This is a genomic window from Stieleria neptunia, assembly GCF_007754155.1.
GTDB classification, from domain to species: domain Bacteria; phylum Planctomycetota; class Planctomycetia; order Pirellulales; family Pirellulaceae; genus Stieleria; species Stieleria neptunia.
Map to the genome: position 1 here is coordinate 5,395,288 of NZ_CP037423.1, position 18,771 is coordinate 5,414,058.

Annotated in this window: 8 protein-coding genes; 6 read left to right on the forward strand and 2 right to left on the reverse strand. The window is 59.6% G+C overall.

The window, feature by feature from the left end:
- The first annotated feature begins 110 nt into the window (after nucleotides 1–110).
- A complete protein-coding gene (locus Enr13x_RS18675; RefSeq protein ID WP_197456143.1) occupies nucleotides 111–7,022 on the forward strand; it encodes an ELWxxDGT repeat protein in 6,912 nt (2,303 codons plus the stop codon).
- A 229-nt stretch (nucleotides 7,023–7,251) separates the two neighbouring features.
- Here the strand turns inward: Enr13x_RS18675 and fae are convergent, their stop codons facing one another.
- Nucleotides 7,252–7,800 (reverse strand): formaldehyde-activating enzyme, encoded by a 549-nt coding sequence (gene fae / locus Enr13x_RS18680; protein ID WP_095738669.1) that lies wholly within the window; start codon nucleotides 7,798–7,800, stop codon nucleotides 7,252–7,254.
- A gap of 367 nt (nucleotides 7,801–8,167) precedes the next feature.
- Here fae and Enr13x_RS18685 point away from each other — a divergent pair, with 367 nt between their 5' ends.
- From Enr13x_RS18685 to Enr13x_RS18705, 5 genes are all read left to right on the forward strand, one after another.
- Nucleotides 8,168–8,773 (forward strand): hypothetical protein, encoded by a 606-nt coding sequence (locus Enr13x_RS18685; RefSeq protein ID WP_145388468.1) that lies wholly within the window; start codon nucleotides 8,168–8,170, stop codon nucleotides 8,771–8,773.
- Nucleotides 8,774–9,072: 299 nt separating this feature from the next.
- On the forward strand, nucleotides 9,073–9,609 hold the full coding sequence (locus tag Enr13x_RS18690) for a DUF4405 domain-containing protein (RefSeq protein ID WP_145388469.1): 537 nt from the start codon (nucleotides 9,073–9,075) through the stop codon (nucleotides 9,607–9,609).
- 542 nt (nucleotides 9,610–10,151) lie between these two features.
- A complete protein-coding gene (locus tag Enr13x_RS18695) occupies nucleotides 10,152–12,593 on the forward strand; it encodes a DUF1592 domain-containing protein (protein ID WP_231744371.1) in 2,442 nt (813 codons plus the stop codon).
- Nucleotides 12,594–12,602: 9 nt separating this feature from the next.
- Nucleotides 12,603–13,970 (forward strand): DUF1552 domain-containing protein, encoded by a 1,368-nt coding sequence (locus tag Enr13x_RS18700; protein WP_145388471.1) that lies wholly within the window; start codon nucleotides 12,603–12,605, stop codon nucleotides 13,968–13,970.
- Nucleotides 13,967–15,211 (forward strand): hypothetical protein, encoded by a 1,245-nt coding sequence (locus Enr13x_RS18705; RefSeq protein WP_145388472.1) that lies wholly within the window; start codon nucleotides 13,967–13,969, stop codon nucleotides 15,209–15,211. Before Enr13x_RS18700 ends, Enr13x_RS18705 begins: the two co-directional genes overlap by 4 nt.
- On the opposite strand, the gene Enr13x_RS18710 is transcribed toward Enr13x_RS18705, so the two are convergent.
- Complete coding sequence (locus tag Enr13x_RS18710) at nucleotides 15,107–18,607, reverse strand: WD40 repeat domain-containing serine/threonine-protein kinase (protein WP_145388473.1); 3,501 nt, start codon at nucleotides 18,605–18,607, stop codon at nucleotides 15,107–15,109. The two genes, Enr13x_RS18705 and Enr13x_RS18710, sit on opposite strands and share 105 nt — an antisense overlap.
- Nucleotides 18,608–18,771 lie beyond the last annotated feature (164 nt).

The window sequence follows — 18,771 nt, forward strand, 5'->3', positions numbered from 1 at the left end:
CCTGTGGGGCAACCGAACCACGCAAATCCTACCCGCATTCGCACCACCGCTGTGGTAGGATGGGCTCCTACCCAGACCGTTCTCAAGAATTTACTGCGCAGGAATTCGCGATGAAATTTCGATCTTGGGGGCACAAACCATCTGGCCAACGACGGCTTCAAATCGAGACATTGGAAAAGCGGCACCTGCTGGCAGCCGCGCTCTTGGAAACGTCCCTTCTGCGGGATCTCAACCCACAAGCTCCGGCGTCGGGGGCTCAACAATTTGTCGCCGTGGGTGATCGGTTGTTCTTTGTCGCCGATGATGGGCTGCACGGTGATGAACTGTTCGTCATCCACGGTGAGGGTCGCGGAGTCCTGGTCAAAGACATCGGCCCAGGCCCGATCGACGGCGAAATCCAACATCTGACGGCCGTCAACGACACGCTCTTCTTCACCGCGTCTACCGACGATGCGGGGCAGGAACTTTGGAAGAGCGATGGCACCGAGGCGGGCACGGTGCGCGTCCGCGACATCAACCCGACGGTGACGACGTATGAATACGACGGCATCACGTACAGCTACGGCGATTCCTCCTACCCATCTCATCTGACGGCTGCCGGCAATCAACTGTTCTTCGTCGCCAACGATGGGACGCACGGTGACGAACTGTGGATGAGTGACGGGACCGAAGCGGGCACGGTCTTGGTATCCGATCTGGCCGCGGGACAAACGGGTTCAGCTCCCGACCAGCTGACGTTTGCACCGGCGATCGGTCAAGGAACGTTGTTCTTCACAGCCGAATCGCCGAACATCGGCCGCGAGCTGTTCAAATCGGACTTACAGGGTGTCGCATCGCTGGTTACCAATGTGTTTCCGGAAACGAATTCCGGAGGCGCTCCCCTCTTCTTTGAACGGACCGATGTCGGTGACGCCCCGGTGATCCGAAACGCCAGTGGTCACCCCATCGTTGGCCAGCGTGACGCGTCCAACAACTGGGTCTTCTTCGAAGCGGACGGAACCCAAGTCATGCCGTCTGATTTTTTCCCGTATTCCTCCAACCCTCAGAATCTGGTGGCCTTTGACGGGCTACTGTACTTTTCTGCCGATGGCGTCGCGGTGGACTCGGGTGGATTCAGCGCGATTGGTCGAGAACTTTGGGCGACCGACGGCACCGCCGCCGGCACGTTTGTGGCAAGCGATTTGGCCGAAGGAGATTTTGTGTTCACCGCGACGGATGTGACCGGGGCGAGCGTGGACATCCGCCGCCCCTTGAGTTCGTCGCCGCGTGAACTGGTCACGGCTGCAAACCAATTGTTTTTTTCCGCAACGGGAGACGCCGCGACGGGTCGAGAGTTGTACGCGCGCGGTGCCACTGGGATCCCGGGTGTTGGAACAAGCGAGTTGGTCAAGGATATTTTTCCCGAGTCGGCTGATTCCTGGCCGGCGCAGATCACGAGCGTGGGCAATCGCGTCTTCTTCTCCGCAGACTCGGACCAAGGTGTCGAATTGTGGACCAGTGACGGGACAACCGCAGGAACGGTTCTCGTGAAAAACATTGCTCCGGGCCTACTCGATTCCGACCCGGAGGACTTCACGGCGCTCGGGAACACACTGTTCTTCACTGCCAACGACAGTGCGAACGGCCGCGAAGTCTGGAGGAGCGACGGCACCGACGACGGCACGGTTCTGGTCAAAGACATTCGTCCCGGCGGGCCGAACACCCACAGCTTGGCTCAAGATTTGACCGCCTTCGGCACCCACGTCTATTTCGGTGCGAGCGACTTTTTCCGCGGCTTTGATGTCTGGCGGACCGACGGAACGGCCGCCGGCACCGAGTGGGTCGGCGTCCAAACCGACGCGACCATTTCATCGGCCCCCAAACACTTGACACGAGTGGGATCCAAGTTGTTTTTCGTCGCGACATCGCATCAGTTCGGTGAAGAGTTATGGGTCTCCGACGGAGACGCATTCAGCACACGCGTCCTGAAAGACATCAATCCACAATTTGTCGGCAACGTTCCCCAAGGGGCCACGGTCGGTGACTTGGTCGAATTCAACGGGATGCTTTACTTTGCAGCCTTCGACGGAACCGCATCAAGACTTTGGAAAACCGACGGAACCGAGGCGGGAACGACTTATGCGACGCTCGGCGACGACGGAACCCCGGTTGCGGGCCCCAACGCGCCGCGTGATTTGATCGCGATCGGTGACACGCTCTTCTTCACCGCCGATGAACCAAGCTCTGGGCGTGAACCCTGGGCGCTCCACGCTGCGACGGGTCAAGCGACGTTGCTCAAAGACATCGATCCGACGTTGCAGACGACCAGCAATCCGCCGTTTGCACTCTCCTCGCAACCGCTGGATTTTGTCCGCTACGGAAATCAACTTTACTTTAGCGCCTATAGCCCCCAGACGGGTCGAGAGCTTTGGAGCAGCGACGGAACGCCCGAGGGCACGATGCTGCGCGCGGATCTTTACCCGGGTAGCGCGTTTCCGTTTTCTTCGAACCCGGAAGAGCTGGTCGTTTCCGGCGAGAAACTATTCTTCATCGCCGAGGATCCGGATCACGGATCGGAGCTATGGGTGATCGACAGCGGCTCCGACGATCCCCGCTTGGTGGCGGACTTGGACCCTGGCAGCGACAGCTCGCGGCTGTTTTCGCTGACAGCCTTCGGCGAGGGTGTCGCGTTCCGCCGCGATGACAACTTCAACGGCGTGGTCGCCACGAATCTAGGAAACGAACTCTGGATCAGCGACGGAACCGAGGACGGAACACGCCCCGTGGTCGATCTTGAAACCGGCACGGACGGTTCACGCTGCTTCGGGGATTACGTCGACGGCGGCATCATTGAATTCAACAGCCAGATTGTGTTCCGGGCCAACGATTTGGAACACGGCTGCGAACTGTTCATCAGCGACGGCACGGCGGCCGGCACGCACTTGCTGGAAGATCTGTACGAAGACATCCCGATCGTGATCGGCCAGGAAGGTCGTTCGTCCGATCCCGACGATTTCACCATGATCGGCAATGCCCTGTATTTTCAGGCGACCGACGAAAATGGCCGTGGCCTGTGGCGACTGGATCTCGACGGGACGCTCCACCGTACGGCGTTGCACTATGATCTCAATCCCGAACCGGCTGAATTAACGATCGCCGGTTCGAATTTGTTTCTGATCGGTGACGACGGGATTTTGGGGCGTGAGATTTATCGCATTCCGTTGGAACACTCGCTCACCCCCGGCGTGATGGAAATCCTGGCCAAGGACGTCGCCTACCAAGACTGGGTGGTTGGACAAACCGTCTCACTTTCGGATCTTGGTTACGGGCAAATCTCCACCGTGGAATTCACCGTCGATCAATTCTTTCAGGATCCGGTGACCGGGTTCGACGCCGTGGGGCTGGTCAGCAATTCGGTCGATCCGGTGCTCGCCATCCGTGGGTCCGTCGATTTCTTGACCGATTGGTTCGACGATTTCCATCCCGATGGCGTCGGGACCGCGCAATTTCTGGCGAACTATGACGACGTCGCCGCATGGCTGACCGCCGTCAACGGCGCTCACGGCATTCCCTCGATTGTCGGACATAGCTTGGGCGGCGGTCTGACACAATTGATGGCAGCACGCTACACCGGCGACGGTGGCGTTCTCGCTCGCATCAACACGTTCAACGCACCCGGCATCAATGCGGACTATGCCGCCATGTTCAATGCCGAACTTGCCGACCACGTGCTCCACTTTGTCACCAACGGTGACCCGGTCAGCATGGCCGGCGACGCATTCCTCTCGGGCAACTGGGTGCGAGCCACCTTCTCAGCGATCAACCTGGCGACAAACCACACCCATCCGGTCGTCGTGCCGTTCACGTTCACCGGCGAGTCGCGGACGGAAACTCGAGATCGGCCGGAGGACACGACGTTTGAATTCTTTGACAATACCGATTGGCTGAACAGTCCGCTGTACTTCCACGACGACGCCGACTATCTGACGTGGTTGTCGGTGATGTACGCGGTGGCAAACGCCAGCGACACGCTGCGGCCCTACCGACACTTGCCCGCTTCGCTGCTGTTCCGCAGCACCACGGAAGTCCAACGGCAAACCATCGGACAAATCTGGCACGATTTCCAAACCCCCGTCTTGGCGGCGATCGGGCCAACGCCTTGCGATCCGCAGCAAGAGCCGTTCACGCTTTCGGACATCGAGTTCAGCGTCCTCGGCTTATTGGATGTCGAAGCCACCGGCATGATGGCCAGTTGCCGGCTCGCGCCGGATCCGAGCATCTGGCTGCAGGGCGAGGTGCGTTTGCCCGATTTCTTTAACGTCACCGCGAACTTCACCGACAACAATCGCATTCAACTGGCCGATGGCAACATCGATCTGGTCGGCACGGTGACCGCGGAAGACATTCCCGTTGTGCCGGGATTCCTTGAAGTCAAGGGGGCCAACATCGGCATCAATACGATTGAGAAGACGCTCACGGCGGGTGCACAACTGGCGCTCAGACCGTGGGACATCGTCCTGGCAGTCGACCTCGGCTTTCTCAACAGCGAGTGGAATTCGATCGAAATCGGCGTCGACGGATTAGGGATTCCGGTGCCGGTCTTACCGGCGGCCGTCTTGCAGCGTGTTTCCGGCAGCGTCAATCACATTGCGACCAGCGACCCCTCTCCGGTCACGTTTGGCGGATCGATCGGGATGACGCTGGGACCGGAAGTCAGCGTCAATTTACCGGATTGGGCCGGCGGGCCGGTGGAAGCCAAGTTGCTCGGATTCAATGGCGCCGCATCCTTCAACAGCCAACAACTGACGATCGGTGCAGACCTGTCGATCCTCAACGATCTGGCAATCGTTGACGGAACAACGACCTGGAATTGGGTCGATGGGGTCTTGCAAGCCAGCGGCGGGTTCGATGTCTTGAACGGAACCATCTTGTCGGACGATGCGAGCTTCACGGCAAACGTCGATGCAAACAGCGGTTTGAACATCAGCGCGTCGGCGAGTGCGACCTTTACGGTTCCCGAATCGTTCCCGTTGATCGGCGGCACCGAAGCCTTGGCGGGTCAATTCTTCTTGCAATTTAACGACGACGGCGATCTTTCCAATGATTCCACCGGCGCCTATGCCAGTTTTCCCCTGCCCCTGATCGGCGACACCGGATTGGGGTTTCGCCTCTGGCTTGATGGTGGCATCGGTTTGATCGGCGCGGAGGAAATCGACGCCTTGATCGCTGCCGGTGAAGGCGAATGGTTGGCTCAATCGACCACGAATTCGCACCAAGTCGAACTGGGACCGGGAAAGCAATGGGCCATGCTTACCGCCCAGTGGGAGCAAGAAACCGCAACCGAAATCGTGCTCTCGACTCCGTCGGGCCAGACCCTGACCGAATCCGACATCATCGCTGACCCCGATATGGCGATCGTCGAAGAGCTGTCCGACAACAAGCGACGCGTCGTCGTCGTCTCACAACCCGATGCGGGCGTTTGGACTCTGAGTGTCGATTCCGATAGCGGCACCGGTCAGGTTGAGTACTTTGTCGTTTCCAACAACGATGCTCCCAGCGGAGCCATCACGCAGCTCACCGGTGGCGGCTTTGGACAGCCCGTTTCGATTTCCTACAACGCCATGGATAGCGACAATGACGCCTCGGTCTCGCTGTTCTTCGATTCCGATGCAACCGGACTGGACGGCATCTTGATCGATTCCGGGATCACCGAGTCTGACGGCCCCGGGGCATCGACCTGGGACACGACCGGAGTGCCCGACGGCGAGTACTTTGTGTACATGATGATCGACGACGGGATCAACGCACCCGTCGTGGTGTATTCGCAAGCCCCTGTCTCGATCACCCATCGACGTATTGTTGGCCAGGTCTTCCATGACGCCAACGCGAACGCCGTGATGGACGCGGGCGAGTCCCCGGCCGCCGATGTCGCCGTCTTCGTCGACAGCAATGGGAACGCCGCGCTGGACGACGACGAATCGTTTGCGATCACGGGCGCCGACGGCCACTACCGATTGGCTGAATTGCCCATCGGCACCCATTCCATCGCAATGATCACGCCACATGGATTCATTCAATCCGCGCCGACGGGCGGGGTGGCACAAGAAGTTGAACTTGCCAGCGACGGACAGGTCCAGGATGTCGACTTCGGGATTCGGATCGAGCCTGCCTCGGTCCGCGGTGTCGTCTGGCAAGACGTCAATCGCGATGGCTTTAACGACGATTGGGAAGCAGTGCGAGAACAAGTGACGATTCGGTTGATCGACGAAACAACCGGCATTCAAGTGGCCCAAACCGTCACGCCGCAAGATGGCAGCTTTGAATTTGTCGGCGTCGTGCCGGGCGTCTACATCCTGGAAGTCGACACGCAAACGATCGACAAGATCACGCGGCAGGATCGCCCCGGCAGCGATGCCCACGACAGCAACATCGATCCCGCGACGACGCAGCGACAAATCGACTTGGTCGCCGGCGCATCGCTCACTTCGATCGACGTCGGACTGTTCAGCCGATGGAATCATTTTGCGAATCCATTCGACGTGGACACCAAAGGTTCCGTCTCAACCGGGGACGCCCTGATCGTGATCAATTTCCTTGCCCGGCAACAGGAGACGCAACCGTTCGGTGAAGCGTTACCCGATGACGGCACCTTCCCCGACGTCAACGGCAACAGCATGGTGTCACCGCTTGACGCACTGTTGGTCATCAACCGTGTCGCGCTCGAGCAAGAAGAAATGGAACAGGAGATGGTGGTAGCGACCGGCAGCCCCCTCGCCGCACCGAGCTTGCGCACCGATTCTCCGCTGACGCCTGCCCCTCCGAGCGATCAGGATTGGCGACGGACGAGCGGTCTTGAAATGCCGCTCATCGACGCCGACGAGAAACCGAGTTCGATTGCGGCGACACAATCGACCGAGAGCTCAATTCGCTTCGAAGACTGGCCGTTCGGAAACCAGCACACGGCAGGTGACTTCGATGACGAAACAGCGCCGGAAGACCTTGTCACGCAGCTTGCGATCGATCTTCAACAAGCGGTGCTTTAGACTCGAATACCGCAACACGCCGGACGTTCCCATTTGTGACACGGTGTGGGAACGACGACCAGAAACGAGATGTCACGAAAACGTACGGGGTCCTGACACAATACCCCGCTAGATCAGCGCGGCCTCTTCCATTTTCTTGTCACCCATTTTCCTGTCTTCGTGTCTCCCCACCGATTTTTCTGCCCACCATTTTTCTGTCATCCCGCCTGCTGCTGCGGGACGCCGCCGCTCAGATTTTTCCGTCCAGGCCCATTTGATAATACTTGTGGGTGATCTTGTCTTGGTTTTCGAGCAGCCAGTCGATCGACGGTTCGCAGGCCATCGCTTTGTGGATCGCTTGGGCCATGGCCTTGCGATGAATGTCGAACAGGGCCTTGTGGTCCAGTTTGTCCGCGGTCGCGACACCGGGATTCAACCAGACGCTGCAGATGATCCCCAGGTCATTGCATTTCTCTTTGGGGATGTCACCGGCGCGCACCGCGTCCAAGACGCCGTTGGCGATCGCGGCCTGGACCGTGCCCATCAGAATGTTCGTGTAGCGATTGTCTTTGACGGTCACTTTGCTGACGCACAACGTGACCGGGCGAACTTGGATATCCGTATTCAGGATGGCAAACACCTTGGTGTGTCCCTTGGTTTGATCGCCGGTGAGGGTTGCCAAAGCGGTTCCCACCGGGCCATCCAACTCCCCGATGACGACTTCGGGTTCCGCGGCGGTAAACGGTGGGCCGCCGGCGACGAGTGATTCTCCGGTCCGCAAGATGATACGTTCTGACATGGGTTCAACAGTTCAAGGGAAGGGTTGAAGAAGAAACAACGACGTGGCCAGGCGGGATGTCCGACCACGCCCGATAGCGGACCAGTGTAAGGGATCGGCGCGAAGACCCGGTGTGAAAACTTTTCACACCCGTTCGGATGGCAATCACCAAGTATTTCACAGCAGCCATCAAGACGCATCGAAGCGTCATCAAAATCATCGGCCGCAAGTCTTGTCTCCGTAACGGCTTGAACACGCATCGACGTTTGATCCGATGCAGCCGCATGGCTCGGCATCGCAGTTGCATTCTATGCCGACTGACTTACCCGCCGGCCCCCAAAGACTTGGGACGGCAAACCACAGCTTGCAACGCAGAAGGAGAAGAGTGATGAACAGTCAATTTTCAACAGGTTTCGTGATCGCGTTGGTCATCGGCATCGCCGTCGGCGCCTTTTGGCCCAAATACGGTCCCGACTTGACCAACTCCGCTTCGGATCGCGTCAGCAACGCCCATCAAGTCAGTTTCGCCGCTGGCCCTGGACGCCACGATGGACGCGGTCGCAACGGCGGTTGTGAACAGGCAGCGAAGGGAGTCGGCGGCCAAGCATTCGCAGCCCACGGCGCCCGTCACGGTCAGTCGGCGTGCGGTGGAAAAGGTCAGTCGGCTGGTCATTGCAATGGACAGTCCGGTGGTCATGGGAAAGACGCATCCGCCGGGCGTGGCAAAGGGCAGGGGCATGGAGAACAAACAGCTCGCCGCCAACCGTGCAGCCAATCAGGTTGCGATCATCCGGCCGAGGCGTCCACATCCGCACCGCGGAACTCTGAGCATGCCCAAGGCAAGCACGACCGCGCCAACGATCAGTCGCTGGCGAACCACGGCGGCCCGGGCCTCGGACTTGGTCTCGGTATGGGACGCGGTTGGGCACGCGGCTTCGAACACGCCGAAGCAGAGTCTGCGGACGACAACCTCGAAGCGTCCGGTACGAACTGATCCCATTTCACTGCAATCACCCAGCGAGATGTGTGAACGAGCGGCAAGCCCTCAGCCGCCAAACAACTGGGCCGCTCGCTTACCGGCCTGTTGATTGAGTGAGCCGTGACGCAAAAACGCCCGGGCATCCTGGCATTGCCCGAGGCCTTACGGCCAGCGGCTCACCATTGACTGAGCGGATCCCGCTTAAATCAATAGCCCGTAACGCTTCCCGCTGGGATCCATTTGCTGTCTTCGATACGGCAAGAACCAGGGGACGATTCATCCTGTTTAAGAATGTCAAACGGAGGATTGAGGCAATGAGTATCGCCCACCCATCCAACAAAGCCCCGACAGCGACACGCCCGACGACGGTCGCCGTCCAAAGGCCATTTAGTGTGCGGGGATTCACTTCCATCGTCCTGGTGCTGGGCATGCTGATGATGCTGACATCAGGACTGGCGTTGTATCTCGCCCCACGAGGCCGGGTCGCCCATGCCACGTCTTGGACCGCGATTTCGCTCGGCCGGCAACAATGGGCAGCGGTCCACATCAACGCGAGCCTCCTGTTCGGCGTCGCGGCTTCCGCCCACGTCGTGATGAACGGTTCGCGTCTGGTCGGTTACATCAAGAAACGCGCCGCACTCCGCGTCAACATGAAACGCGAACTGGCGTGCGCCCTCGCGGTGGCCGGCGTTGTGCTGGCGGGAACCATCCTCGGCTTGGCCCCGATCAGCTTTCCGGCAGAGTTCAAATACGAGCTACGTGATGCCTGGGAACCGCGGATCGAACACACCTCCACGCCGCAAATTCGTCGCTCAGAAACGCCGCCCGTTGTTCGTTCGCACCCCGGTTGAGACCCCTAAACGGTGCTGGAACCCTCAAAGGGGCTGGGGGTTTTATTCGCATCGGGAAGCGAATGGCGACAAGAAAATGGGCGACGAGAAAATTTGGGATCGGAAACGTCGGATCTCAGTAATCAAACACGCTTGCGGTCTGAATTGCAGGTGTATTTTTTCAAATCAAGAATTTGGGTTCTTGTGTTGGCCAGAACCGTTCAGACATTCGACAACTTGACGTGCCGTCCGAAATTCTTGGTGGCCTGTCGATTGAGTCGATGTTCCGAAATCAACATGATGTTGTTGGCCCGAACGCGTTTGCGAGAGTCACCGTGTGGCCCCTCGCTTACGTATGCGGGCTTCGATCGACAATCCGTTGGTGAGTTCCGCGACACCCAAGTCAAGAGCTGACGGGGGATTGGTCGCTGGAACCCGGGAGCGAAAAAGTAGATATACTTTCGACTCGTCAACCGTTTTTTCGCACCATGGAGGCGCCAGGCATGTTGCGATGACGAAACAAATGCATTTGACATGAATCGTGAATCATGAAGTTTCTCATCATGAAACCATCCGTTGCGGCTTGCCTGGTCTCAATTTGTTCACTCATCACGACGCTGCGTGCCGAAGGGCTCGATGCAAAACAACTCGATGCGAAACAACTCGACGCCAAGGTCGGGGCGTTCCTCGAGGTGCACTGCATCGAGTGCCATGACAAGGACGCCGCGAATGGCGATTTCCGCGTCGACAATCTGTCGCCGAGCGTCGGTTTTGAAGACACGCCGCAATGGGTTGAGATCATGGAGCGGGTCAAGTCGGGCGAGATGCCTCCGGAGGATGCCGCGGAGCAACCGACTGCGGATCTGCGAGCCGAAATCGTCGAGTGGATCGCTGCGCGGATGAAGGAAGGTGAGTCGGCGCGGCTGGCGAAGCGCGAGCGGGTTTCCTATCGGCGGCTGACACGGGAAGAATACGTTTACACCGTCCGCGATCTGATCGGGGTGGAATACGACGCCAGCGATCCCGGCGGACTTTTTGAAGATCCCCAATGGCACGGATTCGAGCGGATCGGTTCGGTCCTGACCCTTTCGCCGTCGCACATCGAAAAGTACATCAAAGCGGCCGAAGTGATTTTGGATGAAGCGTATCCGGAGGAGCCCATCGAGTTCCTCGAAGCCGGCAAGCGGGCGATGGAGGTCAAGGAGACAGACAATCATTTCCAGCGGCTCAACGCAGCAGGATTGCTCGACAAGGTCAGAGCCCCGTTGACGACCTCGGGCCAGATCTATCGCTATTCCAATCCATGGCGTGGGCCTGAGCTGAGATTCCCCGGTCCCGGCGTGTACGAAATCAGCTACACCGTCTGCGGTTTGAAGCCGGAAAATGGCATCGCGCCGCGGATGAAGGTGACCGAGCCGGATCTGGATCGCGTGTTATTCGAACAAGACATCATCGCGTCGGAAGACGAACCGGTCACCGTGACGTTTCAGGCCCACTTTCCGAATCCACCGGGTCGCCCGCCGAAAATCTACGTGACCAACGAGAATCAAGTCCCAAATCATCCGCGCACCAACGCCACAAGCAGGATTCCGTTCATTACGACAAAGCATCGCCGCGCGCCCTGGCAGATGAAGATCACGAACCAGGATGGTAGCCCGCGGTATCCGATCCTGATCATCGATTCGATCAGCATCCGCGGTCCGATGGTGACGAACCAGGAGCAACGGCGTCGCGACGAGTCTCTGGCGACCGAAGAATCGCTCAGCGCCGCCGCCGAAAGCATGTCGCGGTTCGCCCGGCGTGCCTTCCGACGGCCACTCGGTGAGAATGAATTAGAGCCCTATCTCGGAATCGTCGAGGGTGAATTGGAGGCGGGTGAGACGTTTCGCAGCGCCGTCAAAACGGGGATGGTGGCGATCCTCAGTTCCAAGAGTTTCCTGTTCATCGCGGAGGGCGACGAACAGGCCGAACGGGGCGAGTTGAACGATTGGGAACTGGCGACCCGGCTGTCCTATCTGCTCTGGAGCACGATGCCGGACGACGAACTGTTTGCGCTGGCCGAGAATCGACAACTCCGCGATCGGGCGGTTCTGCGGGCACAGTTCAACCGCATGCTGGCCGATCCCCGCGCCGAGCGTTTCATGCATTCGTTCTCCTCCCAATGGCTGAATCTGCGCAAGGTGGGCATGTTTCCGCCGGACAGGAACATCTACCCGAACTACGACGACCATTTGGAACAGAGTATGGTCGGCGAGAGTCAGGCATTTTTTGCCGAAGTGTTGCGTCAAGGTCTGACGCTGCGCGAGTTCATCGATTCCGACTGGACGATGCTCAATCCCCGGCTGGCCCGGTTTTATGGCGTTCCAAACGTCGTCGACGACTGCTTTCAACGCGTCGCGCTGCAACCGCAGTATCATCGCGGCGGTCTGCTGACGCACGCGTCGGTCCTATCGCTGACGTCCGACGGCACGCGGCACCGCCCGGTGCATCGTGGCGCGTGGCTGTCGGAAGTTTTTCTGGGCAAAGAACCTCCGCCTCCGCCGGCCAATGTCGATCCCATCGAGCCGACTCCGACGGACGCCCCCAAAGCGACGCTGCGGATGAAACTGGAAGCGCACAAGCACCATCCGAATTGTGCCTCGTGCCACCAAAAAATCGATCCACTCGGCTTGGCGTTCGACCACTACAATGCGATCGGCCAATGGCGAACGCATGAGAAGGTCGAGGGCACCGGCGATGACCCTCCGGTCGATGCCAGTGGCGAACTGCCCGACGGCCGAACGTTTGCAAACGCCAAAGAGTTTCAGCAACTGTTGCTGGCTGACCTCGACGCGTTCAACCGAACGTTTATCGAAAAACTGGCGATTTACGGCATGCGACGCACGATGACGATTGACGATCGCGAGGGATTGAACGCGATCGCCGAGATCAGCCGTGAAAACGATTACCGGGTGCGAACGATCCTGGAAACATTCGTCCTCTCCGACCTCTTTCAAAAACGATAGAAAGATTCTATGAACATCCAGACGAAGAACTGGCGTCTCAACCGCCGCCACGTGCTGCGGGGAATCGGTGCCAGCATCGCGCTGCCGCTGCTCGATTGCATGGCGGAGGGTGGAAGCCTGCCGGCGCCGACCGAACCCAAACGCAGCGTCTTTCTTTACATCCCCAACGGCGTCAACACGCTGACGTGGCAGATCGAGAAAGCCGGCGCGGATTTCGAGTTCACCGCGCCACTCGCTTCACTGCAGCGCCACCGTCAAGACGTCACGCCGATCAGCGGTCTGCACCATCCGATGGTGCTGGGAAAGCATCACAATTGTGACAAAGTGTGGCTGACCGGTGCCAACGTTCCGTCCAGCGGCGTCTCGTTTCGCAACACCGTCTCGGTCGACCAGTTGATGGCCGAAGTGCAAGGCGTTTCGACTCGATTCCCGTCCCTGGAACTCGCGATCGAGGGGCACTCACTGGCCTGGTCGCGGGACGGCATTCAGCTGCCGGCCGATCGCAACGTCAAGACGGTTTTTGAACGCATGTTCGTGGGTGAACGAGGTGGCAAGGACGTCGTGCGCCGGCGTCTGAATCGCCGCGGCAGTATTCTGGATGCGGTGATGGATGACGCCCGGCGTGTGAACCAGAAAATGGGCTCGGCCGATCGCAGCAAGCTAGACGAGTATCTGACCGCCGTTCGCCAAGTGGAAATCCGCACCGACCGGGCGGATGCCTGGCTGGACGTCCCCCGCCCCGGACTGCCGCGGGGAGCTGCAGATCGCTTCACCGCGAAAATGGACATCAGCCGGGTTCAAGAATACCACCGAATCTTCTTTGACCTGATGGTTCTGGCGCTGCGCACCGATATGACCCGCGTCATCACCTGCATGATCTGCAGCGAATCCAACGGCGGGGCGATTCCGGACATCGGCATCTCGCAGACCCGGCACGGTTTGTCGCATCACAACGGCGACCCCGAGCAACTGCGTCGACTCACGCAAACGGACACGTTCCTTGTCGAGCAATTGAGCTATTTCCTGGACCAGTTGAAAGCACACCGGGAGGACGACGGCAGCTTGCTGGACACCACGCAGGTGCTCTGGGGCAGCGGCATGTCCTACGGCCACAGCCACGGAAATGCCAACCTGCCCACGATCCTGGCCGGGGGCCGCAAGCTCGGATGGAAGCACGGCCAGCACCTCGATTTCAATTTACCGGTCATCGGGCAATACAACGTCGCCGACGCCGGCGCCCACTACAAGATTTGCGGCCGGCCGGTCGACAGCAACGCGCACCTCAGCAATCTGTTCCTGACGATGTTGCACCGCGCGGACGTCGAAGTCGATCAGTTTCAGGACAGCCTGGGTACGATCTCGGAGATCGTGGCATGAGGATGGTGCGGACACTGCGATTCCTGTTGCCGGCGGTTGTCGCAGCAACGGTTGTCATTGCCGCGGTTGTGATTGCGGCGGCGGGAGCGGCGGCGCTGGCGGACGACGCGGCCCCCCGATTCCGCACCGATGAAAACCAGGACAAGGACCTGCCGTGGTATCAACCGGTCAAGGGCGAGTTTCCGCCTGAGGGCTCGGCGCACGCCATCAAGGGTGAATTGATCTGGGTCGATCACGCCGAGCGCGAGCTGCACATTCGCGTGGATCGGGATGATTCACAGGGCGCCGGTGTCAAGGATCTGCCGCTGTTGCTGACGATGCTGCCCTACGGTTCGATCCAATACAACGGCCAGCCGGCGGCGCTTCAAGACATTCCGCTGGGCACCCATCTTCATACCTGGTGTTACCCGACCGACCCGGACGACACTCGTCCGCCGATTGCGAGACGTCACAATCGGATTTCTCCGGAAGCGGCGTTCCGGCAATGCATTCGGATCGAAGATGACTTCAGTTACCACGCGCGGCGCGATCAGGTCTGGAGAGTTGACGAAGTCGATCAGGAGACGATGAAACTGAAGGCGACGTTGCTGAGCGACGGTCAACCGCAAGGCGACACCAGACTGTTCGATCTGCTTGAAAGCACGGTGGTTTACCAGGGACATGGCTTTGGCACCCTGGCAAGCATTCGCCCCGGCCAGGAAGTGCAACTGAACCTGACCTGGGCCACGCTTTATGGCCCGGGCCGCGTGTTTCAGATCTGGCTGGACCAGGAGAGCCGCGACCTGGCCCGCGACCGCCAACTGCGGCGTCATCGCGACCACATCCACCAGCGCGGCATCCCGGGTTGGATCGACGCGGTGGACGACAAGGCATCCACGGTCACGGTCACGTTTTTCGACGGCCTGGACATGAGCCTGTTGGACAGCTTGGACGACGTCGTTGCCGAGCCCCTGGGTTGGCCAACCTCGGGCGGTGCGAAAGACGATTTGAAACCGAAAGGGACGCTGGCCGTGGCCCGTCGGAGTCTGATGACCTACGAGCCGCTCAACGACCGCAAAGGCGGCAACATTTTAAGAACCAATCAGGTCCCGATCGTGCCGGGCTGCTGCGGCGTGCAGATTCAGCTGCAGTGCGGCCTACTTCTGGAAGGTTATCGTCCGGGTGAAATCGTCCGTTTTTTTCCGGCCAGTTGGGTCTTCGTCGCCCTGCCGTCGGAAGAGCAGTTCTTTGGCCGCGAGTGAACCTGCGTCAAACACCGCCAGGTGCCCCGCCTTGCCACCGACGGCGAGGCGGTCTGCGGTCGGTGAGAACTGCAGATCGCGGATCGGGGCGACGTCGGTTTGGACGACCAATTGGGTCTCCCAGGTTTCGGTGTCCCAGAACAACACCTCGCCGTCGAAGTGGCCGCTCGCCATCACATTCCCATCGCTGGCGAAATCGATTTCACCCAATTGAGATGGATTGGGTTGACGACGCGCCACTTCCTCAAACTCGGGCATCGACCAAACCGAGATCACTCCGGCCAGCGTGCCGGTGACCAACGCCTTGCCGCCGGGCAAGAATTTCATCGTCTTCAGGTCGGCCAGTTGCCGCCGGGCCAATTGTTCACACTGGCCAGATTCCGATTCCCGCCACAGCGTGACGACCTGATTTTCGTCGGCTGTGGCGATCAATCCTGACGAACGGTCTTTGACCGAACGGGACAGTTTCGATTCGACGTGGACGTCGGAATGTCCCAGACGAATCCCTTCGTCGGTTCGTACTAACGGTTGCCACAGCGGATTGCATTCGCTGAACCCGAGCAGCAATCGATCTCCATCCAACATGATTTCACGCGCGCCGCCAGGAATATTCGGAGAATCGATTTGCCGGCCGGTGCCGACGTTCCAAACTCTAAGATCGCGTCCTCTTTGCCGGGTGATCAAACAGCGACCGGATCCGGCAAACATGAGTTGACAGGTTCCCTTGGTGTCGGTGTCCCATTGACGTTGCAAGGTTCCCGAATCGGTTTCATAGATCCCGATCTTTCCGTTGGGGCTGTAGGTCGCCAGCAGCATTCCGTCAGGCGAAAAAGCCAGTCTTCTGACCACGTTCCCAAGGGATGGCCAAATTCGGTAAAGCTTCGGCGGAGTCACCGACGCAACCAGCACCCGCCCTCCCCGCAGTCCGATCGCCACCTTGTCACCGTCCAGCGACGCGTCCAAGCTGAACGGATCCAGATCCACCAGCTGTTGCGGACTGGACGCCGCCAAGCGTTTTCCGACTCGTTTGGCGCGATCACTGCGATAGAGCGTCGCGAGTTTTCCATCGCTGCCCCAAAGATCGACACGCCCACGACCGACTTGCAAGAAACGGTGCGGCCGAGCCCCCGAGCCGTTCCCGACGAAGTCCAGATCGGGAAGAAAAATTTGGTCACTCCAGGTCTGATACGGCTGATCCGAGGCGAGATCCCAGATACCGACGCTATCGAGTCGACGGCTGAGGCTGGCCAGGCGCAAGTCGGGTGAGTAGCGGCCTCGAACGTACGGATCGGTCTGGTTTGCGAAGAAGGTCGCTTGTCGACGTTCGATCGGTTCTCCACTGTGCAAATCACAGACGGTCAACACCCCCGACTGCGACACCGCGCCGACGCGATCGCCGTCCGCGGCAACGGTCAGGCCGATGATCGCGGATTCATCGAGTCGGCGTTCCCAGATTTGTTCCCCGCCGGGACGACTGTAATGAGCCAGCCCGCCGGTCTGATCGGCAACCAGATAGGCGTCGGATCCCGGGACGGTCGCGAGGGCCGTCACCCGGGCGCCGGGCGCCGGCTCCAGCACTTGTGCTTGATCGGAATCGACATCCAACACAGCCGCTTTCCCATCACGTCGAGCGAACAGCACGCGGCGGGAGTCTCGATCCAGAGCCAGGCGTACCGCCGGCGAATCGATTTGACCGGAGATCGCCGCGATCCGTTTCCCCGTCGATGTTTCCCAGGCACGGACTCCCGACGGCCCGCTGGTGACCAACCACGTCGCGTCATCGGAAATGGCCACATCCAACAGTCCTCGGTCGTCGGCATTCCACCCCGAAATCGTGTCGGTCGTCGAAGCGTCAAGCAATCGCCAAACAAAACCACGAAGATCCTCGGGACAGATCGTTTCGTCGGCCAATTGTTCGGCGACATGGTCGGGTTCGCGGTGTACCATCGCGCCCAGACGCAACAACGTTTGATTCGAGGCAGTGCGTCGAAGCTGACGAACGGAATCGGAATAGCGCCGGTTCGCCCGCTCCAGAGCCGCCTGGTTGGCTTCGAGAATCTGATTCGCCCGGCGGAGGTCTAGCGCGCGTTGGTTCGCAACCTTGGCGGCGATGCCGGCGGTGACGGCCAGGGTGGTCAGCAACGCCAACGCGATCAGCGATAGCGACGCCGCCCGGCGGTGCCGCAGACACCACTTCCACAGCGCATCGCCGGCACCCTGCCGCCTGGCCAGGATCGGTTTGCCTTGCAGGTAATTTCGCAAATCGGCGGCGAACGCATCGATCGAGGCATAGCGCTCCGCCGGCTCTTTCGCCAACGCGGTTTCCAAAATCAGTTCCAGATCGCCGCGGAATCGACGGTCGAGACGGCCGATCGGCACGGGGGCCTCACTTTTGACGACCTCCGCCGTCTCCCACATCGACTTCTTGGCGATCTGATAAGGAAGCTGACCCGACAGTAGCTGGTACAGCACGACGGCGAAACCGTAGACATCGGTCCGAGCATCGATCTGTGACGGCTGGGCATTGAACTGCTCGGGACTCATGTAGCTGCGGGTCCCGATCCAGGCCTCGGTCGTCGACTCCTGGCCCCGCTCGTCGGCGCTGTTTCGACGCAGGCGCGCCAACCCGAAATCGATCAGTTTGGGAACACCGTCATGGGTGACCAGCAGATTGGCCGGTTTCAAGTCCCGATGCACAATCCCCTCGGCATGTGCCTCGGACAGCGCATCGCAATACTTCAGACAAAGTGTGAGGGTATCGTGTGGCGACCAATCCGACGTCATCTGTTTGGACTGAACGAATCGCAGCACATCCGTCCCCTCGACCCATTCCATCGTAAAGTACAGACGCGGTGCCCCGAACACCTCCGCGACGCCGGCGTCGAAAATCTGGGCGATGTTGGGGTGGCGAAGCGTCCCCAGCATCTCGACTTCCAATTGAAATCGCGATTTGATTCGGGGGCGGGCGGTGATGTCATGCAACAGCTTGAGTGCCACCTTGCGGGCCGGGAACTGCTGCTCGGCCAGATAGACGACCGAGTACACGCCGCGGGAGATTTCCGCCAGAATCTTGTAGCGGCCGATCGTCTCGGGAATGGTCGCCGCAGTGGGACTTTCAAACCGAGAAAACATCTCCAGCCAAGCGACGTAGTCCCGCAATTGCTCCGCGAGCTTCAAGTCACCGTCACACAGCTGCTCGATCGTGACATTGCTCCCCTCGGCCACCATCGCTTCCCACCGGTCGAGCAATGCCTGCAGTTCATCCGAGATGATAAACTCATCATCACGAAAAGAGCGCGTCGAGGAGTCTTCGAAGGAATTCGACAAACGGAATGGCCCCGCGACAACCGGAACGCGAAGAGAAGTGGCTGCGAGTTGGTGCGTCGCGTGCGACACGGTTCCAGTATAGCCTTACACCGATCCGACGCGCAAGCAGCTTGATGATTTAATCCGACGACGTCACCCATTTTCTTGTCGTTTCAATTCCCGGCGTCCCATTGCGGCCGTCGGTCTGTGATAGCCTATAGCTCTACAAGGTGGTCCCCCAAAACGGGACGACG